Below are 21896 nucleotides of genomic sequence, written 5' to 3'. Positions count from 1 at the left end.
GCGGGCGCCGGGGGGGTTCAGGCGGCAGGGCCGTTGTTGTGTCGCGGGGTCGGAATACCTCCTGTCTTGACCTTCCTCCCCCGTATGGAGCCCCTTGCGGAAGGGTTCTCGGGCCGGCCCGTTTTCTATAAATTCGGGGGCTGGATGTCTGAGCGAAGCGCAGCGTAGCGAGTTCAGCGCCGCCGGCCCGAGGGCCCTGGAGCAAGGTTCCCGGGCGAAATCCGGGTGCCCTTCTTTGGGCACTTTCTTGGGCAAGCAAGAAAGTGCCTCGGGGCGCGCTGGCGAGTCAGCGCCAGGCAGTATGTGGACCGGAGCCACCGTAAACACCGGATGCCGAACCAGGACCAGCCACAGCCAGACGGCGGGGGAAGCCCCAAAGTCAGGCGATGAGATGGGTGGCGAGGGCAAACCACAGCGGCAGGGTGATCAGCGACAGCGCCGTCGTCAGCGTCACCGCCGCGGCATAGAGCCCGGTATCCAGCCGGAACCGATCACAGAACACCAGCCCCAGCACCATCGCCGGCATCGCCGCCTCCAGTACCGACCCGACACCGGGCACCCCCTCGAGCCCCGTCCACAACACCAGCCCGAGGGCAAAGACGGGAGCCAGGACCAGCTGGACCACGGCCACCACCGCCAGCGGCCGGGCATCGTGCCCGCGAAAGCGGTTGAACACCAGCGCCAGCCCCAGCGAGAACAGCATCAAGGGCGCCACACTGTCGGCCAGAAACCCGAGAAAGACATCCAGCCAGTCGACCAGCGGGACACCGGCAAGATTCAGCACCACGCCGACCACCGCCGCCCAGATGGACGGCACCGCCGCCAGGGCCCGGAGCGGGCTGCCGCCCCCGTACAGGCGCACGGCCTCGGGATCCCCGTAGCGCCGCGCCAGCAGCACCCCCAGGGTCAGTACCAGCGGAAGACAGGCGAACAGGTCGTACTGGATCGCCACCGCGCGCCCAGGGTCGCCAAACAGGCTGTCGAGTACCGGCAGGCCCAGATAGGTCGCGTTGGGCCAGGCTGCCGCCAGCAGCATCGCGCCAATGGCAGCCCGTTCGGCCATGCACACGCGGCAGGCCAGCAACGTGACCCCGACCATCGCCAGGACCGTAAGGCCCGCCACCAGCGCGATCCGCAGGGAGTCGAGGCCCAGCGGCGCGACCCACAGCACCTGCAGGACGAGCGCCGGCAGCAGCAAGTAGTAAACCAGGGTGGTCAGGACCCGGCGGGTGTTGTCGGCGTCCAGGCCGCCGGGCTGCAGTGCGCGCCATACCACGCCGGCGACGATCAGCGCCCCCATCTGGGTCATCACGCTCAGCATGACGGGCCGGCATCCTGGGGAGAGGAGGGCATGGTGAAGGCATCCTTTCGCGCCTGGAGGCGGGGTCGGGGCGGTCAGCGCCCATTCTACGGCGCCGGCACACGCCCCACACGAAAAAACCCGGCGGGGCGGGCACCCGGCCGGGTTCGGTCCTGCGGGCCAGGGCCCGCTGGAGACAGTCGTCCGGGGCGGTTTACGCGCCGCCGGCCTGCTGCTGTTCCTGCTGCTGGCGCTCGACGTCGGCGCGCACCTGTTCCATGTCCAGCTCGCGGACCTTGCCCAGAACCTCGTCCAGCTGGCCGGCGGAGAGCACGCCCGGCTGCGAGAACACGATGATCTGCTCGCGGAAGATCATCAGGGTCGGGATGGATCGGATCTGGAAGGCGCCGGCGATGCCCTGCTCCTCGTCGGTGTTCACCTTGGCGAAGACGACGTCGGAATGCTTGCCGGAGGCCTCTTCGAAGGTCGGGGCGAACTGCTGGCACGGGCCGCACCACGGGGCCCAGAAGTCCAGGATGACGATGTCGTTCCCGGTGATGGTGGATTCGAAGTTGTCCTGCGTGAGTTCCTGAACGGCCATGATGGCGGGCTCCGGTTAAAAATGTACCGGAACCTTACCAGCCTCGCCGCCGGCTTTCAGGATTTCGATGCTGCGAGCATGGCCGCTCGCAGCCGCTCCAGGCGTTCGATGGGGTCGTCGGCCTCCAGCAACTGCTGCTTGATCTCGAGATCGATCGGCAGCAGCTCGGTCAGGCGGGCGGCCACCCAGGTCGAGTCGTCAAAGCGCCGTTCCAGGTGGGACCAGGGTGTCCCCAGCTGGTCCAGCAGGCGCTCCAGCAGGTCCGCCAGCGAGGCATAATCGACCGGGAGGCTCACCTCGGGGTATTCCGGCAGCGACTCCACCTCGCCCAGCCACAGGCCGTCCTCGGCGCGGCGGGGGTTGTGGATCACGCGGCGACCCTCGCCCTTCACCAGGATGCCCAGCAGGCCATCCGGCCGCTGATCCCAGTCCACGATGGCCGCCTCGGTCCCCACGCCGTAGAAACCCGCGGAGGGATCGGTCTCGGCCGGAAGCGCCCCGGATTCCGGGGTGGGCTCCGTCGCCACGATCACGAAGCGGCCATCGTCGCGCAGGCAGCGGCGCACCATGTCGAGATAGCGGGTCTCGAAGATGCGCAGCGGCAGCAACCCCTCGGGGAACAGCACCGTGTTCAGCGGAAACAGCGGCAGCGTGGTCATGCATCCTCTCCCGGCGGGACGGCGGCGCCCCAGCGCGGCACCAGGGCATGCTCGACATCGAGATGGTCCAGCACGCGGGCCACCATGAAGTCGATCAGGTCGTCGATGGACTGGGGCCGGTGATAGAAGGCCGGGTTGGCCGGCATCACCACCGCGCCCATGCGGGCCAGACGCAGCATGTTTTCCAGATGAATCTCGGAGAACGGGGTCTCGCGCACCACCAGCAGCAGCCGGCGCCGCTCCTTGAGGACCACGTCGGCGGCGCGCTCGATCAGGCCGCGCGAGGCCCCGGTCGCGATCGCCGATACGGTCGCCGTGGTACAGGGGCAGACCACCATCGCCTCCGGGACGGCGGAGCCGCTGGCCACCGGTGCGGTCCACTGCTCGGCCCCGTAGCAGTGGATCTGGTCCGGGGCCGCGCCGTAGAGCTCGGTGAAGTAGCGCGCGATCTCCACCGGACGGCCCGGCACGTCCAGGTCCGTCTCCAGACCGAGGACGACCTGGGCCGGCTTCGACAGCATCAGGTGCACCTGGACCCCGGACTCCACCAGACACTGCAGCAGGCGCAGGCCATAGGGGGCCCCGGAGGCACCGGTCAGGGCCAGAGAGATGCTGCGCGGGCGTTCACTCATGCGGGCGTTCCCTGCAGGGCTTCGATCAGGCGCAGGTGCAGCCCGTCGAAGCCTCCGTTGCTCATGATGACCAGCGTATCGCCGGCGCGCGCCGTGGCAATAATCCCCTGCAGCAGGGACTCGATATCGCGCGCCACGGACAGCCGCTCGCCGAGTTGCCGCTGCAGCCCCTCGGTGGACCAGTCGATCTCCGGGGCATGGTACAGGTGCACCGCATCCGCCTTTTCCAGCGCGGTGCCCAGGGCCTCCGCGTGCACCCCCATGCGCATGGTATTGGAGCGCGGCTCGAGGATCGCCACCAGGCGCCCGCCCGGGGCCACCTGTCCGCGCAGCCCCTCAAGGGTCAGGCGGATCGCGGTGGGGTGATGGGCGAAGTCGTCGATCACCCGGATGCCGTCGATCTCGGCGCGGACTTCCTGGCGCCGCCGCACCCCCCGAAACTCCGGAAGCGCTTCAATTCCGGCGGCCAGGGGCACACCGGCATGGCGCGCCGCGCCCAGGGCGGCCAGGGCATTGGCCAGGTTATGCCGGCCGCTCATGGACCAGGCGACCCGCCCGATCACGGCGCCATCCGCCAGCACCTCGAACTCCGATGCATCGGCCTTCAGCGGGCGCGCGGCCAGCGCGGCGGACACCCCCGAATCGGGATGGGTGCTCAGGTACTCCACCGGGGTCCAGCAGCCCATCTCCAGCACCCGTTCCAGCGCGGCATCGCCGGCCGGCAGCAGGATGCGCCCCTGGCCCGGCACGGTGCGCACCAGATGATGGAACTGCCGCTCGATCGCGGCCAGATCCGGATAGATGTCGGCGTGATCGAATTCGAGATTGTTCAGCACCAGGGTCCGCGGGCGGTAGTGGACAAACTTGGCGCGCTTGTCGAAGAAGGCGCTGTCGTACTCGTCCGCCTCGATCACGAAGAACGGCGCATCCCCCAGGCGCGCGCTGACCCCGAAATTGCCCGGCACCCCGCCGATCAGGAAACCCGGGGCCATGCCGGCGTATTCCAGAATCCAGGCCAGCAGGCTGGCGGTGGTGGTCTTGCCGTGGGTACCGGCCACCGCCAGCACCCAGCGGTCGCGCAGCAGGTGTTCGGCCAGCCACTGCGGCCCCGAGGTGTAGTCCAGCCCGCGCTCCAACAGCGCCTCGACCACGGGCATGCCCCGCCGCATCACATTGCCGACCACCACCGGGCCCCGGTCGGGCAGCGTGTCCGGATCATGGCCCTCGCGCCAGGTGATCCCCGCCTGCGCCAGCTGGTCACTCATGGGCGGATACAGCTTCTGGTCGGAGCCGGTGACGGTGTAGCCACGGGCCCGGGCGAGCTGGGCCAGCCCGCCCATGAAGGTCCCGCCGATGCCCAGGATGTGCAGGTGCCCGGCGCTCACTGGAACAGCCCGATCGCGGTCTGGGTGAGCACACTGGAGATCACGATGTAGCCCAGCGCAATGAGCATACCCACCAGTCGCATGCCCAGCCCGAGCGCCTGCTGCAGGATGTGGCCGAACACCAGCAACAGCCAGGCGAAGAGCACCAGCATCCCGAGCACGATGCCGGTGGCCACGTCCTCGGGCTCGCGCGCCGGATCAGGGCCGCCCGCCAGCAGCATCAGCAGCGCCATCAACAGCCCCAGCACCGCGCCCGCTCCTGCCATGGCGGTGAAGGTCTGGCGCCAGCGGTCCGGCACCCCGCGCAGACTGAGCACGATGACGACAAAGGCGTACAGGACCACCAGGTCCATCACGTTCAGCGCCAGCGCCTGGCCGAAGCCGTACAGCGGGATGCCGATCACCATCCCGGCGATCAGCGCGATGCCGACCCAGAAGATCAGGGTGCCGTTATCCGCCGGCAGGTCCTGCGGTCCGCTGTGCAGGCGCAGGATGTTCAGCATCGGAGTCAGACCGTTCAACGCCCCTGCTCCTCGGCCTCCATGGCCTCCAGCGCCTCGAGCTCTTCCAGCTCGTCCAGCATGGCACCGGCCTCTTCGTCCCCCATGCCGCCCCGCACCAGGAAGTCGCGGCGCTGCAGGTAGCCCTGGCGCATCGCGATATAGGGGTCATCGGACAACTGCGCCAGCATGCGCTCGGTGGAGATCAGACCGGCGCGCATGTCGACCACGTCCAGCGCGATCAGGCCGATCCACCACCCCGTGTGATCGTCGCGCAGGTTAGTGTGATAGAGCGGGCTGGTGTAGCCATCCACCAGCCGCGCCGGGGCATCCCGCGCCGTGCTCGGTCCGAGGAAGGGCAGTTGCAGGTAGGGGCCACGGGCCACGCCCCAGGCGCCCAGAGTCTGGCCGAAGTCCTCGTTGTTCTTGTCCAGCCCCATTGGCGACGCCACGTCGATCAGTCCGAACAGCCCAAAGGTCGTGTTGAACATGATGCGCCCGGTGTCCGACGCGGCATTCTCCAGGTTGCCCTGCAACAGGTTGTTGAACAGGACCGTGAAGTCGTTGAGATTGGAAAAGAAGTTGCCAACCCCGGTCTGTACCGGTTGCGGAAGGCGCCGGTACTGTACCGCCGCGGGCCGCAGCAGGGACTCGTCGAAGTCCTGGTTGAACTCGAACACGGCGCGGTTGTAGGACTCCCAGGGATCATCCGGGTGACGGTCCTCGCTGGGCACCGTGGCGCAGCCGGTCAGGCCAAGAAACATCAGGGCCAGCAGGCCCGGTCGCAAGCGGGAGACAATGGACATGTAATTCCTTTCTTTCGAACCGGCGCCGCACCGGTGTCGCAGGGACCGCGCCGGCACGAAGCCGTTCCGCGCAGGCCGGTACCGGATCGCCCTCAGGATCCGGCAATCGGATGGATATCCGCCTTGCGCGCGAGCCCGACCTGGCCGCGACCCTGATCCTTGGCGTGGTAGCAGGCCCGGTCGGCGGCGACGAACGCCTCGTCCACCCCGGGGATATCGGGCCCCAGCTCGACCACGCCCACCGATGCGCCAATGGTGACGTCACGTGCTTCGACCTGCAACGGCCGGTCACCGAGGGCCGAGCAGATGCGCTGACCAAGAACACGCCCATACTCGGCGTTGGTGTCACGGGCAATGATCGCAAATTCGTCGCCCCCGATCCGCGCCACGGCATCATGGCCGCGGGTCAACTGGCGCAGGACATGGGCCACCTGACGCAGCAGGTCGTCGCCCACGCGGTGTCCATGACGGTCGTTGACCTCCTTGAAGTAGTCGAGGTCCACCAGCAACAGGCTGGCCACCGCGCGATTCTCGCGGGCCGCGTGCATCGCGATCTCCAGTTCGCGCTCGAAGGCGCGCCGGTTCAGCAGGCCGGTCAGGCCATCGTGGCTGGCCTCGTGCACCAGGCGGTCGACCAGCCGGCGCTCCTCGGACACGTCCGTCAGCACCAGCAAGGTACGGACCGAACTGCCGGCGACCGGATCCAGGGCCGTGCGGGCGATGCGCACGATCAGTTCATGCCCGTCGCGCCGGACCAGGCGCGCATCCGAGCGTTCTCCCAGGGCCTGGTCGAGCCGTTCGCCCCGGGCATTGTCCGGTAACAGCGGGCGGCCCGTCCCGAGCTCGCGCAGGTCGAGGAGCTGGTCCAGCGAGCAGCCCAGGACCTGATCGCGGGTCAGTCCGGCCAGATCCCGGGCCGCCGGGTTCACGTAGGAGATGCCACCATGCGCATCGAGGGTGATCACCGCATCGGGGATCGCGTCCATGCTGCGTTCCAGGTTGTGCCCGGAGCGCCGCACCCGGGCATGGACCCGGGACACATACAGCAGTGCCAGCAGCGCAACCGCCGCCAGCACCGACACCAGCCACAGGAGATGGCCGCGCAGCCAGGCCAGGACATCAAACGGCTGCGGGGCGTACAGACCCACCCCCAGTTCGTACATCAGGCCGTGCACGTCCTCGTAGGAACGCGGCGCGGCCCAGCCCCCGATACCGGCCGCCCGACTGGCCGGGTGCCCCTCGTCCAGCGAGAGGCTCGCCAGCAGGATCGCGTGGGCGAGCCCGGCGTCCAGGTCACCGCGCATGGCCAGCGGCCACTCGGGATACAGCCGCGTGCTGGCGCGGTAGGTAAACGAGGGAAAGGCGCGTTCGCCGACCACACGGACCTGGTCCACCCGCGGATCCCCGCGGGCCGCGAGATCTTCCAGGATGCCGGTGCGAAAGGTCGCGGCATCGACCTCGCCCTGCAGCACCCAGTCGAGCCCGCGACCGACCGGGAAGCCGGTGAACACCAGCGCCGCCAGGTCGCTTTCGACATCCAGACCGGCCGCCTGCAACTCGCGCCAGGTCATCCACCAGCCCCCGAAGGCGTCGGGGTGCACGGCCGACAGTCGCTGCCCCCGCAGGTCGTCCAGCTCTACCAGATCCTCGCGATCGGCCCGCGTGATCACCACCGCACCGAAACGATCCTCGTCACGGCCAACCTGGCGCGGCTGCATGGTGGCGATGCGGGAGATGCCGTGCTGCTGCTCCAGCATCACGTAGGAACCGCTGTTGGTCAGAATCAGATCGAAGCGACCTTCCGCCACGGCCGCCTGCAGCCCATCGTTGTCCACGGGTTCAAGTGTGAAGGACGCACCGTCCACCTGCTCCGACAGGTACTCGGCGAACGGGGTCCAGCGGCTGCGCGCGACCTCGTCCCCACGGTGCGCGAGGACCCCCAGCACCAGCCGCTGTTCGGCGGGGGCGTCGGCGTCGCCCGCTCCCGCGGCCGGCAGCGCACCGGGCATCCACCACCCGAGCAGTACAAGAAGCAGCAGGCCCGCCCCTCCCAGCCCCCACGCCACGCCGGTGCGCCCTGCCAGGGTACATCGGGACCGCGGAGGCTGGTGGTCGCGGTCCGTCATCTCATGTGGGCTTCCGATTGCGGCTGGCGGCGATGCGCAGGCGCAGTGCGTTCAGGCGAATGAAGCCCTCGGCATCCTTCTGGTCGTAGGCGCCGGCATCGTCCTCGAAGGTGGCGATCGCGTCGTCGAACAGGGTGTCCTCGGAGCGGCGGCCGGCGACGATCACGTTGCCCTTGTACAGGCGCAGGCGCACCTCGCCGTTGACCACGCCCTGGGTGTCGTCGATCGCGGCCTGCAGCATGCGCCGCTCCGGGCTCCACCAGTAGCCGTTGTAGATCAGGCTGGCGTAGCGCGGCATCAGCTCGTCCTTTAGGTGCGCGGCCTCGCGGTCCAGGGTGATCGACTCCAGCGCGCGGCGCGCCTTGAGCAGGATGGTGCCGCCCGGGGTCTCGTAGCAGCCGCGCGACTTCATGCCGACATAGCGGTTCTCGACAATATCCAGACGGCCAACACCGTGGGCGCCGCCGCGCTCGTTGAGCTTCGCGAGCAGTTCGGCCGCGCTCATGCGCTCGCCATTGATCGAGACCGGGTCGCCCTTCTCGAAGCCGATGGTCAGCGTCTCGGATGCATCCGGCGCCGCCTCCGGGGAGACCGACCAGCGCCACATGTCTTCCTCGGCCTCGGTCCACGGGTCTTCCAGCGGACCACCCTCATAGGAGATATGCAGCAGGTTGGCATCCATCGAGTACGGCGACTTCGTGCCCTTCTTGGCATAGTCCACAGGGATACTGTGCTGCTCGGCATAGGCCATCAGGCGCTCGCGCGAATTCAGGTCCCACTCGCGCCAGGGGGCGATCACCTGGATGCCCGGCTTCAGCGCATAGGCCCCGAGTTCGAAGCGGACCTGGTCGTTGCCCTTGCCGGTTGCGCCGTGGGCGATGGCGTCGGCCCCGGTCTCCTCGGCGATCTCCACCATCCGGCGCGCGATCAGCGGCCGCGCAATCGAGGTGCCCAGCAGATACTCGCCCTCGTAGATGGTGTTCGCGCGGAACATCGGGAACACGTAGTCGCGCACGAAGGTCTCGCGCAGGTCCTCGATGTAGATCTGCTTGACCCCTAGGGCCTCGGCCTTGGCGCGGGCCGGCTCGACCTCCTCGCCCTGGCCCAGGTCGGCGGTGAAGGTGATCACCTCGCAGCCATAGGTCTCTTCCAGCCACTTGAGGATGACCGAGGTATCCAGACCGCCGGAATAGGCGAGGACGACGCGATTGATCGAGGAGCTCATAAAAATGCCAATCCTTGTCTTAACGTGAAGATATAGTCGTTTTGGTGAACGGCGTCACTACCAAGCCGGGGTACCGGAGGGCGCCGACGGCGCGGATACCGGGCGTTCGACCGGTGCTGGGGCCGCCTCCGCCGACGGCCCCTCCAGGCCCTGGCCCGGCTCCTGGGGCGCGCGATCTCGATCCAGCCACCAGATATCGCTGCGCCGCGACGCCGGGCGGGCACCCTCGGCGGCCGGATCCACACCGGCCGCTTCGATCTCGATTCCCCGGGCCGGCACACCCGCTTCCACCAGGGCGTCCCGCACGGCCTCGGCCCGGCTGCGGCTAAGGCGACGGTTGAGCGCCAGCGGCCCCGTGGCATCGGCCCAGCCCACGACCCGAACCCGGGGATCCTCTTCCGCCGCCAGGGCACGCGCGGCCGCCTCCAGCTCCGCGCGTGCCTCGGCATCCAGACGATCACTGGCGGTCTCGAAGTAGACGCGCCAGCGATCCAGCGCAGCCATTTCGGGGGCGGCGGCCGGGTCGGCCTGCCCCGCGCGGCAGGCGCGAAAGTCCTGTGCGCGCAGGGCAAACCGGATGCCGCGGAAGTGGACCGAGCCGTCACCATCGGGAAAATCGATACGGACGTCGTGCCCCGCCAGCAAGCGTGCCTTCAGGGGCTGGACCATGCCCTGGGGGACCCGGAACAGCCGGGCCCCCCGGGCCTGCAGACGCAGATCCAGCGGGGCATGTGTGGCCGGCCGCAGCCATTCCGGAGCACCCGTGCGCAGACGCGGCGCGGCATCCTCCGGCATCGCATACGGGGCCTGCCAGAAGGCCGCGGTCACCAGCCCGGGGCGCTGATCGAGACGCAGCACCCCTCCGTGGCGCACGGTCTGCTCGATACGACAGGTGGCATCGTCCTCGACGAGTTGCCAGTCACTGCGCTCCAGCGGATCGCTGTAGGGTTCGGCGCCGGCCGTCGCCACGCCGACACCCAGCACCAGGATCGGGAGTGCGCGACGCAGCCACTGGCTCGGGCCGGCCATGAAGGTCTAGCGCTTCTTCGGCGGCAGGATATCGGTGATCGAGCCGTGCGCGACCTCGGCGGCGAAGGCCACCGTCTCGCTGAGGGTCGGGTGCGGATGCACGGTCAGGCCGATATCTTCCATCTCCGCCCCCATCTCCAGCGCCAGCATCGCCTCGCCGATCAGATCGCCGGCGGAGGGCCCAACCAGGCCGGCACCGATCACCCGGCCGTCGGCGTCGAACAGCAGCTTGGTCATGCCGTCCTCGGCGCCCAGCGCGATCGCGCGACCGGAGGCGGCCCAAGGGAACACGCCCTTGGTGTATTCGATGCCGTCGGCCTTCGCCTGTTCCTCGGTCACGCCCATCCAGGCGACCTCCGGATGGGTGTAGGCCACCGACGGGATCGCGCGCGCGTCGAAGTGCACCTTGTGTCCGGCGATCACCTCGGCCGCCACCTTGCCCTCGTGGGTGGCCTTGTGCGCCAGCATCGGCTGGCCGACCACGTCACCGATGGCGAAGATGTGCTCGACATTGGTGCGCTGCTGGCTGTCGACCTCGATAAAGCCGCGGTCGGTTACCTGCACGCCCGCCGCCTCGGCCTTGATCTTCGCACCGTTCGGGCTGCGCCCCACGGCGACCAGCACGCGGTCGAAGGTATCCTCTTCCGGCAGGCCCTTGGCCTCGCCCTCGAACTGGCAGACGATGCCGGCCTTGGTGGCCTTGGCTTCGGACACCTTGCTCTTCAGGAAGATGTTCTCGAAACGCTTCTTCGCGCGCTTCTCGAACGGGCGCACGATGTCGCGGTCCGCGCCCGGCATCAGGGTGTCGGACAGCTCGACCACAGTCACCTTGGTTCCCAGCGCCTCGTACACGCAGGCCATCTCCAGACCAATGATGCCGCCGCCGACCACCAGCATGCGTTTGGGGATCTCCGCGAGATCGAGGGCATCGGTGGAGTCCATCACCCGCTCGTCGTCCCAGGGGAAGCCGGGCAGCTTGATCGCCTGTGAACCGACCGCGATGATCGCGTGCTCGAAGCCGATCACCTCGCGGCCGTCATCGCCCTCCACGGCGATGCTGTTGGCGCCGACAAACTCGCCCGTGCCCTGCACCACGCGCACCTTGCGCTGCTTGCACAGCTGCTTGAGCCCGCCGGTCAGCTTCTTGACCGCGTTGCCCTTGTAGCCACGCAGCCCGTCGAGGTCGATCTCCGGTTCGCCGAACTTGATGCCCAGCGCGGCAAAGCGCTCGGCCTCGTGCAGCACCTCGCCGGCATGCAGCAGCGCCTTGGACGGGATACAGCCAACGTTCAGGCAGACCCCACCGATCTGCGGGTAGCGCTCGACCATGACCACGTCCAGCCCCAGATCCGCCGCGCGGAAGGCGGCGGTGTAACCGCCGGGGCCGGAGCCCAGCACCAGCACCTGGCACTGGCTGTCGGTGTTCGGGTCAGCGGCCGCCTTGGGTGCGGCCTTCTGCGACTCGCTCGCGGCGCCCGATTCCGCCTTGGCGGATTCGGCCTTGTCGCCACCGGCTGCGGGGGCGTCCTCGCTTCCGCTCGCGGCCTCGCCACTGGCCTCAAGATCCAGGAGCTTGCTGCCCTTGGAGACCTTGTCGCCGACCTTCACATGCATCTTCTTGACCGTACCGGCCTCGGGGGCGGGAACGTCGATGGTCGCCTTGTCGGACTCCAGCGTGATCAGCGGGTCCTCCGGTGCGATCTCGCTGCCCGGCTGTACCAGGACCTCGATGATCTCGACGTCCTTGAAATCCCCGATATCCGGGACCTCGATGGTCTTGGTCTGGCTCATCCAGTCACTCCGGTTGCGATTACAGAAGCATGCGGCGCATGTCGGACAGCAATGCGCTCAGCGTGGTGGCGAAGCGGGCGCCCAGGGCGCCGTCGATCACCCGGTGATCGTACGACAGCGCCAGCGGCAGGATCAGGCGCGGCTCGAACTCCTTGCCATTCCACACCGGCTTCATGCTGGAGCGCGACACACCGAGGATCGCCACCTCGGGGGCGTTCACGATCGGAGTGAACTGGGTGCCGCCGATCCCGCCGAGGCTGGAGATGGTCAGGCAGCCGCCCTGCATGTCCGCGGGCTTGAGCTTCTTGTCGCGGGCGCGCTGGGACAGGTCCATCAGCTCAGCGGCGATGTCGACCAGGCTCTTGCGGTCGACGTCACGCACCACCGGGACGACCAGACCGTCCGGCGTGTCCACCGCGATGCCGAGGTTGTAGTACTGCTTCAGGATCAGGTTCTCGCCGGTCGCATCCAGCGAGGCGTTGAAGCGCGGGTACTGCTTGAGCGCGGAGACCACCGCCTTCATCAAAAACGGCAGGAAGGTGACCTTCACGCCCTTCTTCTCGTACTCGGCCTTCAGCGACTTGCGGAAGTCCTCGAGCTCGGTGATGTCCGCCTCGTCGAACTGGGTGACGTGCGGGACGGTGACCCAGTTGCGATGCAGGTTCTTGCCGGTGAGCTTGTTGATCTTCGACAGCGGCTGGGTCTCGATCGGACCGAACTCGGAGAAGTCGATCTCCGGCATCGGCTCCACGCCCAGGCCGCCGCCGGCACCCTGACTCAGCGCGCGCTTGACGAAGCCCTGCACGTCCTCGCGCAGGATGCGCCCCTTGCGCCCGGAACCCTCGACCTTGCTCAGGTCCACGCCCAGCTCGCGCGCGAACTTGCGTACCACCGGCGAGGCATGGGCCTTGCGGAAGGCCGACTCGTCACGGATGTGTTCGGTCGGCGACGGCCGCGGATCGGCCCGGTCGGCGGCCTTCGGGGCAGGCTGCGACTTCTCGGCCTCGGGGGCCGGCTCGGCCGGGGCCTCCGCGGAAGACGGCGCTTCCTGCTTCGGTGCCTCGTCCTTGGCGGAGGTGTCCTCGGCGGCACCCTCGTCGGAGGGCTCCAGTTCCAGGATCGGGTCGCCCTCGTTCACGCGGTCGCCGGCCTTTACCTTCAGCGCCTTCACGGTGCCGCCCTGCGGGGCGGGGATCTCGATGGAGGCCTTGTCGGATTCCAGCGTGATCAGCGGGTCCTCGGGGGAAACGGTGTCCCCCGGGCTGACGATGACCTCGATGATCTCGACGTCCTTGAAGTCGCCGATATCCGGGACGTGCACAGTAGTCGTGTTGCTCATGTCTGCTCCTGCCTCGGGTCCGGCGGCCTCAGGCCTGCAACGGGTTGGGCCGTTCGACGTCGATCTTGTACTTCTTGATCGCGTCACTCACGGTCTTGACCTCGACGGTCCCGGCATCGGCCAGGGCCTTCAGGGCCGTGACCGCGATGTGGTAGCGATCCACCTCGAAGTGGCGGCGCAGCGCGGCGCGGGTATCCGAACGGCCGAAGCCGTCGGTCCCCAGCACACGGTAGTCGGCCGGCACAAAGGCACGGATCTGGTCGGCATAGGCCTGCACGTAGTCGGTCGCGGCGACCACCGGCGCATCCGAATCACCCAGGCATTCCTCCACCCAGGATGTGCGCGGTTTGGCGTCCGGGTGCAGGCGCGCATGGCGCTCGGCATCGCGGCCGTCGCGGGCCAGTTCGTTGAAGCTGGTCGCGCTCCAGACCTCGGCGGCCACGCCGAAGTCCTGGTCCAGCAGTTCGGCGGCGGCAATGGCCTCGCGCAGGATGGTACCGGAGCCCAGCAGGCGCACCTTCTTTTTCTTGCGCCCGCCGGCCTGCAGCCGGTACAGGCCGCGGCGGATGCCTTCCTCGGCGCCCTTCGGCATGGCCGGCTGCGGGTAGTTCTCGTTCATCACGGTGATGTAGTAGAAGACGCTTTGCTGCTCCGCGTACATGCGGCGCATGCCGTCCTGCACGATCACCGCCAGCTCAAAGGCGAAGGTCGGGTCGTAGGCGATGCAGTTGGGCACGTTGGCGGCCATCATCAGGCTGTGGCCGTCATCGTGCTGCAGGCCCTCGCCGGCCAGCGTGGTGCGCCCGGCAGTCGCCCCCATCAGGAAGCCGCGGGCACGCATGTCGCCGGCGGCCCAGATCAGGTCGCCGACGCGCTGGAAGCCGAACATCGAATAGAAGATGTAGAACGGCACCATCGCCACGCCATGCGTGGAATAGGAGGTGGCCGCCGCGATCCAGGAGGACATGGAGCCGGCCTCGTTGATCCCCTCTTCCAGGATCTGGCCCTTCTTGTCCTCCTTGTAATACATCACCTGGTCCTTGTCCTGCGGCTCGTAGAGCTGGCCGACCGAGGAGTAGATCCCCAGCTGACGGAACAGCCCTTCCATGCCGAAGGTACGAGCCTCGTCGGGCACGATCGGGACGATGTTCTTGCCGATCTTCTTGTCGCGCGCGAGCAGGGTCAGCAGACGCACGAAGGCCATGGTGGTGGACATCTCGCGCTCGCCGGAGGCCTCCAGCAGACCATTGAAGGCATCCAGCCCCGGGATCTCCAGCGGGGTGGCCAGCGGGCGGCGCACCGGCAGGTAGCCGCCGAGGTCCTTGCGCCGCTCGTGCATGTACTTCATCTCGTCGGAGTCGGGGTCCGGCTTGATGTACTCGGCCCTCTCCACCTGCTCGTCCGACAGCGGGATATTGAAGCGGTCGCGGAACTGCTTCATGTCGTCCGCGTCCATCTTCTTCTGGCTGTGGGTGCGGTTCTGCGCCTCGCCCGCCGCGCCCATGCCGTAACCCTTCACCGTGTGCGCGAGGATCACGGTCGGCTGGCCCTTGTGCTCGGCCGCCGCCTTGTAGGCCGCATAGACCTTCACCGGGTCATGGCCGCCGCGGTTGAGGCGCCAGATGTCCTCGTCGGACATGTTGGCCACCATGCGCTTGAGCTCGGGGTACTTGCCGAAGAAGTGCTCGCGCACGTAGGCGCCGTCGCGCGACTTGTAGTTCTGGTAGTCGCCGTCGACCGCCTCCATCATGCGTTTCTGCAGCAACCCGTCGGTATCCTTGGCCAGCAGCGGGTCCCAGTAGCGACCCCACAGCACCTTGACCACGTTCCAGCCGGCACCGCGGAAGATCGCCTCCAGCTCCTGCACGATCTTGCCGTTGCCGCGCACCGGACCGTCCAGGCGCTGCAGGTTGCAGTTGACCACCCAGGTCAGGTTGTCGAGCTTCTCGCGCGAGGCCAGGGTGATCGCACCCAGGGTCTCCGGCTCGTCCACCTCGCCGTCGCCGACGAAGCTCCAGACGCGGCGGTTCTCGGTCTGCGCCAGGCCGCGATCCTGCAGGTAGCGCATGAAGCGCGCCTGGTAGATGCTCATGATCGGACCGAGGCCCATGGACACGGTCGGGAACTGCCAGAAGTCCGGCATCAGCCAGGGGTGCGGATAGGACGAAAGCCCCTTGCCGTCGACCTCGCGACGGAAGTGGTCCAGCTGCTCCTCGGTCAGGCGGCCCTCCATGAAGGCACGGGCGTAGATGCCCGGCGAGGAATGCCCTTGGGCAAACAGCAGATCGCCCCCGTGATCGTGCGAAGGGGCATGCCAGAAGTGGTTGAAGCCGACGTCGTACAGCGTCGCGGCGGAGGCGAAGGTCGCGATATGCCCACCCAGTTCGGACGATGCACGATTGGCCTTGACCACCATCGCCATCGCGTTCCAGCGGATATAGGAACGGATGCGATGCTCCACCGCGCCATCGCCCGGATACTCGGGTTCCAGGTGCGTGGGGATGGTGTTCACATAGGCGGTATTGGCGGAGTACGGCAGGTAGGCCCCGCTGCGGCGCGCCTTGTCGACCAGGCGCTCGAGGAGGGCATGCGCCCGCTCGGGGCCATCCGTCTCCAGCACGGAGGCCAGGGCGTCGATCCACTCCTGGGTCTCTTGCGGGTCGATATCGTGTTCGGTCGCGTTCGGGTCCATGCTCTACCCCTGAAAACGGGTTGGGAATCGGGTTGCCACGACGGGGCCGGACCACCGGGCGGTCGGGCATTTGCTACCATGCGCCGGTGTCGGGCGGGCATAAAAGGCGCAAGTATCCCGACTGTGCCGCCAACAGGTCAAGCGAAAGCCTTCTATGGCGCCGAACGTCGGCAAAATATGCGGAAAAATCCGCAAACACCGCGAAAGCCTTCCGATGCGCCCGTAACGACTCCAAAACCCGCGAAACACCCCCATCGAGATCGAGCAAAACCATGGCCGAACCCGTCCAGCTGGACCCGCAGCACCGCCCAATGGCGAACCGTTTCCGCGGCTTTTTGCCGGTGGTGGTGGACGTGGAGACGGGGGGCTTCGACTGCCGCCGCCATGCGCTCCTGCAAGTGGCCGCGGTGTTTCTGCGCCGGGACGAGCAGGACCACCTGGTGCGCGATCGCACGGTGAGTCTGCATGTGCGTCCCTATGAAGGCTCGGAGATGGACCCGAAGTCCCTGGAAGTGAACGGCATCGACCCGTACCACCCGCTGCGGGCCGCCTGGCCGGAGGATCAGGCGATGGGGAAGCTGTTCAGCGAGGTCCGCCGGGAGGTGAAGGTCAACCACTGCAAGCGCGCGATCCTGGTCGGACACAATGCGCACTTCGACCTTGGCTTCGTGCATACCGCGGCCGAACGCTGCGGGATCAAGCGCAACCCGTTCCATCCGTTCAGCAGCCTGGACACGGTGTCACTCTCGGCATTGGCCTTTGGCCAGACGGTGCTGGCACGAGCGGCCGACGCCGCGGGGATCGGCTGGGATACCGAGTCCGCCCACAGCGCCGCATTCGACGCGGAAAAGACCGCGGACATCTTCTGCCAGATCGCCAACCGCTGGCAGGACGGGATCGGCGTGCCGCAGCCGGCGCTGCGCCTGCCCGACCCGGAAGAACTCCCGCCCGGGAGCTGACGCAACACACGCCCTGCGACCCCTCGCAGATCGCCACGGCGCTGCGCGCCTCGCGATGACCCAACCCTCAGCCCCGTCATCGCGAACCCCGCAGGGGTGAAGCAATCTCCCACCGTCGGCACCGCTCGGGGCGCGTCGATGCTTCGGGAGATCGCCACGCCCCTGCGGGGCGCGCGATGACCAACCCTCTCCAGTCATTGCGAACTCCGCAGGGGTGACGCAATCTCCCGGACACGGCCACGACGGCGGGAATCCGGGGGCACATCAGGAGATCACCACGATCCCTTGCTGGGCCTCGCGGATGACGGTTTTGGTTGGGCGGCAGCCCCTAGGGCTGCCGCCCACCTCCATGCTTTAACTCGCGGCGCGCTTGGCGTGGGCCTCGTCGACCATCTTCTTCAGCTCGCCACTCTCGAACATCTCGAGGGTGATATCGCAGCCGCCGATCAGCTCGCCGTCGATGTAGACCTGCGGGAAGGTCGGCCAGTCGGCGAAGCGCGGCAGATTCTGCATGACCTCCTGGTCCGCGATCACGTTCACGTAGCCGAATTCCTGGTCGCAGCGCTTCAGCGCCTCGACCGCACGGCTGGAGAAGCCGCACATGGGGAACTGCGGGGTGCCCTTCATGAAGATCACCACCGGGTTGTCTTCCACCTGCTGGCGAATCCGATCCATTACATCCATTGCTGTACTCCCGAAATTTGTTGCCACGAATCGCGCTTCGATCACCCGAAAGCGCTCGCGGCCAATTACCTAGCGTGACGCTCAGACATTAAAGCGGAAATGTACCACGTCACCTTCTTTCAACAAGTATTCCTTGCCCTCGAGGCGCCATTTCCCCGCATCCTTTGCGCCCTGTTCGCCATTGTGCTCGACGAAGTCCTCGTACCCCACCACCTCGGCGCGGATAAAGCCGCGTTCGAAATCGGTGTGAATCACCCCGGCACCCTGCGGCGCGGTGGAGCCCTGGCGCACAGTCCAGGCCCGCACCTCCTTCTCGCCGGCGGTAAAGAAGGTCTGAAGCTCCAGCAGGCGATAGGCCGTACGGATCACGCGATCCAGCCCCGGCTCGTCGAGCCCGAGATCGGCGATAAATTCCGCCCGCTCCTCGGGATCCAGCACCGCGATCTCGGCTTCGATCGCGGCACAGACACTGACCACTTCGGCACCCTCTTCGGCGGCTTTCGCCCGCACCGACGCGACCATCTCGTTGCCATCGACCAACGAGGCTTCGTCCACGTTGGCGATGTACATCATCGGCTTGATCGTCAGCAGATGCAGGTCGTACAGCAGCCGCCGCTCATCCTCGTCGAGATCCTGGGCCCGCGCGGGGATGCCCTGATCCAGACCGGCCGCCACCTTCTCGGCGGCCTTCAGCTGCGCGATCGCGGTCTTGTCCTGCGACTTGGCCGCGCGCGCCAGGCGATTGAGCGCCTTGTTGGTCGTCTCCAGGTCCGCCAGCATCAACTCGGTGCTGATGGTCTCGATATCGGAGATCGGATCCACCTTGCCGGCGACATGCACGATGTCGTCATCCTCGAAACAACGCACGACCTGGGCGATCGCGTCGGTCTCGCGGATATGTGCCAGGAACTGGTTACCCAGACCCTCGCCCTGCGCGGCCCCGGCCACCAGCCCGGCGATGTCCACGAACTCGACCGTGGTCGGCAGCGTGCGCTGCGGCTTCACGATCTCGCTCAGCCGTGTCAGGCGCGGATCCGGAACCTCCACCACGCCCACATTCGGGTCGATGGTGCAGAAGGGATAGTTCTCCGCGGCGATCTCCGCGCGCGTGAGGGCATTGAACAGGGTGGACTTGCCGACATTCGGCAGGCCCACGATCCCGCATTTCAAACTCATCGGGCTTCCTCGGGGTTCTTGGGGCCGGCGGCCGCCTTCGACCCGCCGCCATGCAGATTGCGCACCGCCTCGTCCCAGCGCCCGGCCACCAGCGCCGGGACCTGGTCCAGGGCCGTGTCGATGCCCTCCTCGATGGCCTGCGTATCGGCCTTGCCGGGACGATCCAGCACAAAGGGCACCACGTCGTCGCGGTGCCCCGGGTGGCCGATGCCGACCCGGAGACGGGCATAGTTCGGGCCGCCCAGGTGCCGGTGCAGGTCCCGCAGGCCGTTGTGACCACCATGCCCGCCGCCCAGCTTCAGCCGCACCACGCCCGGATCGAGATCCAGTTCGTCATGGACGATCAGGATGGCCTCGGGGGGGATACGGTAGAAATCGGCGCACTTGCGCACCGGCAGACCGCTCTTGTTCATGAAGCTCATGGGCTTGAGCAGCCAGCAGTCGCCCTCGGGCAGGTTGAGCCGGGCCGCCTCGCCATCGAAGCGACTCTCGGCGCGGAAATCCACGCCATGCCGGCGGGCCAGGGTGTCCACAAACCAGAAACCCGCGTTATGCCGGGTTTCGGCATAACGCGGGCCCGGGTTGCCCAGCCCGACCACCAGACGGATCGGTTCGGGTTGGATCGCCATCGTTCAGGCGGCAAGCCGCAGGGCTTACTCCTTGTCCTCGGACTCCGCCTCGTCGCCGGAGGCCTCTTCGCCACCGGCGGCTTCCTCGCCACCTTCGGCTTCCGCAGCCTCGGCTTCGGCTTCTTCGCCCTCTTCCTCATCGGTCTTGGCCGCACGCGGCAGCACTACGCTGACCACGGCATAGTCGTAGTCCTCGCCATGCATCAGGGCCACGCTCTGCACGCCTTCCGGCAGTTTGAGCTCGGAGATGTGCAGGGTGTCACCGACATCCATCTCGAGCACGTCGATATCGATGGCCTCGGGCAGGTTGCCCGGCAGACACTCGACCTCGAGCTCGTTGATCATGCGGCTGACCATGCCGCCGCCCAGCTTGACGCCCTTGGCCTCTTCCTCGTTGTGGAAGTGCAGCGGCACGCTGACGCGGATCGGCTGATTGGCGCTCACGCGCATCAGGTCTACGTGGTAGATGGTCGGCTTGAACGGATGGCGCTGCACATCGCGCAGGATCGCCTTCTCGGTCTTGCCGTCCAGCTTGACGCTCAGGATGTGCGAGTAGAACGCGTCTTCCTTGAGGTTGTGGACCATCGCGTTGTGATCCAGCGTGATCGCCACGGCGTCCTTGTCCGCTCCGTACAGGATGGCGGGCAGCTTGCCGGCGCGACGCAGGCGGCGGCTCGCACTCGAACCCTGTTCGTCACGCTTCTCGGCTTCAATGGTAAAGCTCATGCTCATTGCTACAGTCTCCAAAATGAAAGGCGCTTCACCCGAAGCGCCCTGAACACACCCCGCCCGCGACCAGGCGGGGCGCTGAAGGGAGGCAGAGCCTCCCGAAATCTTCCGGCTAGTTCAAGACGTCTAGTCCATGAACAGCGAACTGACGGATTCTTCGCGGTTGATGCGGCGGATCGTCTCCGCCAGCATCTCCGCCACCGACAACTGGCGGATCTTTTCGCAACCCTGTGCGTTGGGCTGCAGGGCCAGGGTGTCGGTCACCACCAGCTCGTCAAGCGCCGAACCGTTAATGTTATCAATTGCCGCGCCGGAAAGCACGGGGTGCGTGGCATAGGCCATCACCGATTCCGCCCCGTGTGCCTTCAGGGCCTTCGCCGCCTGGCACAGCGTCCCGGCGGTATCCACCAGGTCGTCGATGATGATGCAGGACTTGCCGCGCACATCCCCGATGATGTGCATCACCTCGGACTCGTTCGCGCGCGGGCGGCGCTTGTCGATGATCGCTAGGTCGGCGTCATCCAGACGCTTGGCGATCGCGCGAGCGCGCACCACCCCGCCGACGTCCGGCGACACCACGGTCAAATCACCCGAGACATGCCGCCAGACATCGCCCAGCAGCACCGGCGAGGCGTAGATATTGTCCACCGGGACGTTGAAGAAGCCCTGCACCTGGTCGGCATGCACGTCGATCGTCAGCACACGGTCCGCCCCGACCGCCTCGATCATGTTCGCGACCACCTTGGCCGAGATCGGCACCCGCGCCGAGCGCACGCGGCGATCCTGGCGGGCATAACCGAAGTACGGGATCACCGTGGTGATGCGACCGGCCGAGGCGCGGCGCAGCGCATCCACCATGATCACCAGTTCCATGATGTTTTCGTTGGTCGGCTGCCCGGTCGGCTGGATCAGGAACACGTCGCGGCCGCGAACGTTCTCCAGTAGTTCGACCTGCACCTCGCCATCGCTGAAACGCCCGACGATAGCCTTGCCCATCGGCAACCCCAGGTGCTCGGCAACGGCCTGGGCGAGACGCGGGTTCGCATTGCCCGCGAAGATCATCATGCGATTCTTGTCGACCACGGTTCGTCCCGGTCTGGATGGAGTGGAGCGGGCTGCGATCTCGCCCGGGCTCCAGTATAGCCCCCGGCGCGGGGCCGGGGTCCTGATGGTTCTGCCTCGCGCCATACTCGGGCGCGGGGCCGGTGTTGGCTGGGCCGGCAGGATGATGGCGCTGCGCGCCACCCTTCGGGCGCCACCTGCGGTGGCGTGCTCTCGCGGCTGTGCCGCTCGAGTCGAACCCGGTTCTCACCCTGTCGGCCCTTTGGCCGGCGCCGCGGCGCCATGCGCCGCGGTTTCGTTGTATGGCTGGGCCGGCAGGATTCGAACCTGCGCATGGCGGGATCAAAACCCGCTGCCTTACCGCTTGGCTACGGCCCAATAACTCACTGGACTCTATTGTACTGCCCGGCCGGCGTCGTGCCCGGCACATCCCGCGGATCGGCGGCGCCGATCCGGGCCGGCAGGATGATGGCGCTGCGCGCCACCCTTACGGGCCGTCACCTTCGGCGACGGTCGGTCGCGGCTGCGCCGCTCGCGTCGAACCTGCGCATGGCGGGATCAAAACCCGCTGC

At 67.4% G+C, this 21896-nt stretch carries 19 protein-coding genes and 1 tRNA gene; 1 reads left to right on the top strand and 19 read right to left on the bottom strand.

What is annotated here, in order from left to right; translation table 11 throughout:
• Positions 1-379 precede the first annotated feature (379 nt).
• The 13 genes from F614_RS0105875 to aceE form a co-directional block, all read right to left on the bottom strand.
• Positions 380-1321: an AEC family transporter gene (locus F614_RS0105875; protein WP_018876054.1), complete on the bottom strand. Its 942-nt coding sequence runs from the start codon at positions 1319-1321 to the stop codon at positions 380-382.
• A 193-nt stretch (positions 1322-1514) separates the two neighbouring features.
• Positions 1515-1901: a thioredoxin gene (trxA, locus tag F614_RS0105870; protein WP_018865831.1), complete on the bottom strand. Its 387-nt coding sequence runs from the start codon at positions 1899-1901 to the stop codon at positions 1515-1517.
• A gap of 56 nt (positions 1902-1957) precedes the next feature.
• Positions 1958-2560 (bottom strand): LON peptidase substrate-binding domain-containing protein, encoded by a 603-nt coding sequence (locus F614_RS0105865; RefSeq protein WP_019558459.1) that lies wholly within the window; start codon positions 2558-2560, stop codon positions 1958-1960.
• Entirely contained in the window at positions 2557-3192 is a 636-nt protein-coding gene (locus tag F614_RS0105860; protein WP_018880826.1) for a flavin prenyltransferase UbiX, read from the bottom strand. Before F614_RS0105860 ends, F614_RS0105865 begins: the two co-directional genes overlap by 4 nt.
• Positions 3189-4577, bottom strand: coding sequence for a UDP-N-acetylmuramate:L-alanyl-gamma-D-glutamyl-meso-diaminopimelate ligase (mpl, locus tag F614_RS0105855; protein WP_019558458.1), 1389 nt, complete (start codon positions 4575-4577; stop codon positions 3189-3191). Before mpl ends, F614_RS0105860 begins: the two co-directional genes overlap by 4 nt.
• Positions 4574-5098, bottom strand: a complete 525-nt coding sequence (locus F614_RS0105850; protein WP_026280737.1) for a hypothetical protein — start codon at positions 5096-5098, stop codon at positions 4574-4576. The genes mpl and F614_RS0105850 overlap by 4 nt, the downstream gene beginning before the upstream one ends.
• Positions 5095-5883, bottom strand: a complete 789-nt coding sequence (locus F614_RS0105845) for a VacJ family lipoprotein (RefSeq protein ID WP_018876049.1) — start codon at positions 5881-5883, stop codon at positions 5095-5097. The genes F614_RS0105850 and F614_RS0105845 overlap by 4 nt, the downstream gene beginning before the upstream one ends.
• Before the next feature lie 92 nt (positions 5884-5975).
• Positions 5976-7892, bottom strand: coding sequence for a diguanylate cyclase (locus tag F614_RS0105840; RefSeq protein WP_019558457.1), 1917 nt, complete (start codon positions 7890-7892; stop codon positions 5976-5978).
• Positions 7893-8010: 118 nt separating this feature from the next.
• The gene (locus F614_RS0105835) at positions 8011-9234 is read right to left on the bottom strand and encodes an argininosuccinate synthase (protein ID WP_018881663.1); all 1224 of its coding nucleotides are present in this window, start codon (positions 9232-9234) and stop codon (positions 8011-8013) included.
• Between the two features lie 57 nt (positions 9235-9291).
• Positions 9292-10263, bottom strand: a complete 972-nt coding sequence (locus F614_RS0105830; protein WP_019558456.1) for an OmpA family protein — start codon at positions 10261-10263, stop codon at positions 9292-9294.
• Between the two features lie 6 nt (positions 10264-10269).
• A complete protein-coding gene (gene lpdA, locus F614_RS0105825; protein ID WP_019558455.1) occupies positions 10270-12054 on the bottom strand; it encodes a dihydrolipoyl dehydrogenase in 1785 nt (594 codons plus the stop codon).
• A 19-nt stretch (positions 12055-12073) separates the two neighbouring features.
• Positions 12074-13480, bottom strand: coding sequence for a dihydrolipoyllysine-residue acetyltransferase (aceF, locus tag F614_RS0105820; RefSeq protein ID WP_081619353.1), 1407 nt, complete (start codon positions 13478-13480; stop codon positions 12074-12076).
• Entirely contained in the window at positions 13422-16085 is a 2664-nt protein-coding gene (gene aceE / locus F614_RS0105815; protein WP_019558454.1) for a pyruvate dehydrogenase (acetyl-transferring), homodimeric type, read from the bottom strand. The genes aceF and aceE overlap by 59 nt, the downstream gene beginning before the upstream one ends.
• A gap of 272 nt (positions 16086-16357) precedes the next feature.
• Here aceE and rnt point away from each other — a divergent pair, with 272 nt between their 5' ends.
• A complete protein-coding gene (gene rnt, locus F614_RS0105810) occupies positions 16358-17044 on the top strand; it encodes a ribonuclease T (protein WP_017940668.1) in 687 nt (228 codons plus the stop codon).
• Between the two features lie 354 nt (positions 17045-17398).
• Here the strand turns inward: rnt and grxD are convergent, their stop codons facing one another.
• From grxD to F614_RS0105780, 6 genes are all read right to left on the bottom strand, one after another.
• The gene (gene grxD / locus F614_RS0105805) at positions 17399-17728 is read right to left on the bottom strand and encodes a Grx4 family monothiol glutaredoxin (protein WP_017940669.1); all 330 of its coding nucleotides are present in this window, start codon (positions 17726-17728) and stop codon (positions 17399-17401) included.
• Positions 17729-17809: 81 nt separating this feature from the next.
• Positions 17810-18904: a redox-regulated ATPase YchF gene (gene ychF, locus F614_RS0105800; RefSeq protein WP_017940670.1), complete on the bottom strand. Its 1095-nt coding sequence runs from the start codon at positions 18902-18904 to the stop codon at positions 17810-17812.
• Complete coding sequence (gene pth / locus F614_RS0105795; RefSeq protein ID WP_017940671.1) at positions 18901-19533, bottom strand: aminoacyl-tRNA hydrolase; 633 nt, start codon at positions 19531-19533, stop codon at positions 18901-18903. Before pth ends, ychF begins: the two co-directional genes overlap by 4 nt.
• A gap of 24 nt (positions 19534-19557) precedes the next feature.
• Positions 19558-20265 (bottom strand): 50S ribosomal protein L25/general stress protein Ctc, encoded by a 708-nt coding sequence (locus tag F614_RS0105790; RefSeq protein ID WP_026142892.1) that lies wholly within the window; start codon positions 20263-20265, stop codon positions 19558-19560.
• Between the two features lie 123 nt (positions 20266-20388).
• The gene (locus tag F614_RS0105785; protein WP_196800283.1) at positions 20389-21327 is read right to left on the bottom strand and encodes a ribose-phosphate diphosphokinase; all 939 of its coding nucleotides are present in this window, start codon (positions 21325-21327) and stop codon (positions 20389-20391) included.
• Positions 21328-21627: 300 nt separating this feature from the next.
• Positions 21628-21702 (bottom strand) — tRNA-Gln (locus F614_RS0105780).
• Between the last annotated feature and the right edge of the window lie 194 nt (positions 21703-21896).

Origin of the sequence: Thioalkalivibrio sp. ALE12 (assembly GCF_000381105.1) — a bacterium.
Lineage (GTDB): Bacteria > Pseudomonadota > Gammaproteobacteria > Ectothiorhodospirales > Ectothiorhodospiraceae > Thioalkalivibrio.
Note: the sequence above shows the minus strand (reverse complement) of the source record. Positions and strands in the feature narration are given on the sequence as shown.

Coding starts and splice junctions, on each gene's coding strand:
- F614_RS0105840 (WP_019558457.1), bottom strand. CDS start 7,892: ATGCCCGGTGCGCTGCCGGCCGCGGGAGCGGGCGACGCCGACGCCCCC.
- F614_RS0105835 (WP_018881663.1), bottom strand. CDS start 9,234: ATGAGCTCCTCGATCAATCGCGTCGTCCTCGCCTATTCCGGCGGTCTG.
- F614_RS0105875 (WP_018876054.1), bottom strand. CDS start 1,321: ATGCTGAGCGTGATGACCCAGATGGGGGCGCTGATCGTCGCCGGCGTG.
- trxA (WP_018865831.1), bottom strand. CDS start 1,901: ATGGCCGTTCAGGAACTCACGCAGGACAACTTCGAATCCACCATCACC.
- F614_RS0105785 (WP_196800283.1), bottom strand. CDS start 21,327: ATGATGATCTTCGCGGGCAATGCGAACCCGCGTCTCGCCCAGGCCGTT.
- F614_RS0105860 (WP_018880826.1), bottom strand. CDS start 3,192: ATGAGTGAACGCCCGCGCAGCATCTCTCTGGCCCTGACCGGTGCCTCC.
- ychF (WP_017940670.1), bottom strand. CDS start 18,904: ATGAGTTTGAAATGCGGGATCGTGGGCCTGCCGAATGTCGGCAAGTCC.
- grxD (WP_017940669.1), bottom strand. CDS start 17,728: ATGGATGTAATGGATCGGATTCGCCAGCAGGTGGAAGACAACCCGGTG.
- F614_RS0105865 (WP_019558459.1), bottom strand. CDS start 2,560: ATGACCACGCTGCCGCTGTTTCCGCTGAACACGGTGCTGTTCCCCGAG.
- F614_RS0105830 (WP_019558456.1), bottom strand. CDS start 10,263: ATGGCCGGCCCGAGCCAGTGGCTGCGTCGCGCACTCCCGATCCTGGTG.
- F614_RS0105790 (WP_026142892.1), bottom strand. CDS start 20,265: ATGAGCATGAGCTTTACCATTGAAGCCGAGAAGCGTGACGAACAGGGT.
- rnt (WP_017940668.1), top strand. CDS start 16,358: ATGGCCGAACCCGTCCAGCTGGACCCGCAGCACCGCCCAATGGCGAAC.
- aceE (WP_019558454.1), bottom strand. CDS start 16,085: ATGGACCCGAACGCGACCGAACACGATATCGACCCGCAAGAGACCCAG.
- pth (WP_017940671.1), bottom strand. CDS start 19,533: ATGGCGATCCAACCCGAACCGATCCGTCTGGTGGTCGGGCTGGGCAAC.
- lpdA (WP_019558455.1), bottom strand. CDS start 12,054: ATGAGCCAGACCAAGACCATCGAGGTCCCGGATATCGGGGATTTCAAG.
- F614_RS0105845 (WP_018876049.1), bottom strand. CDS start 5,883: ATGTCCATTGTCTCCCGCTTGCGACCGGGCCTGCTGGCCCTGATGTTT.